The sequence below is a fragment of the Lachnospira pectinoschiza genome (genome assembly GCF_020564355.1).
In the GTDB taxonomy this organism is placed as follows: Bacteria; Bacillota; Clostridia; order Lachnospirales; family Lachnospiraceae; genus Lachnospira; species Lachnospira intestinalis.
In genome coordinates this window covers 1-436 of sequence record NZ_JAJCRR010000034.1, presented here as the reverse complement: position 1 = coordinate 436, position 436 = coordinate 1, and the positions used below count along the sequence as shown (strand labels likewise).

Here is a 436-nt window from a genome sequence, read left to right as displayed (position 1 = left end):
CAAGAGGAAAGTCCATCTTTTTCTTTTAAATGTTGACAAAATTCTTCACGCAGGTTCGCATCAGGAACCAATAAGTAGGAAAAAATCAATCCTGGGAAATTAAAGGTTTTACTGGCTGATGTTAAAAGCGCAATATTTTCTGTACCATATTTCAAAATCGGATGATGCTGTTTCCCATTGCGTAAAATATCCATGTGAATTTCATCTGAAACTAAGAAAACATCGTACTTTTGGCAAAGCAAGACCACTTGTTGCAGTTCTTCACTTGTCCACACACGTCCTGTAGGGTTATGAGGCGAACAAAAGAGAAGGATTTTGTTGTTCGGATGTGCAAGTTTTTCTTCTAAATCTATAAAATCAATCGTATACTTTCCGTTATGAAAAATTAATGGATTTTCCACGTACATACGTTCATTTGCCGTAATTGTTTTAAAGA

At 35.3% G+C, this 436-nt stretch carries 1 protein-coding gene; it reads right to left on the bottom strand.

Annotation, left to right across the window (positions count from 1 at the left end; all coding sequences use genetic code 11):
- On the bottom strand, positions 1-436 hold a 436-nt coding region (locus tag LI288_RS14120; protein WP_227091084.1), incomplete at both ends, for an aminotransferase class I/II-fold pyridoxal phosphate-dependent enzyme.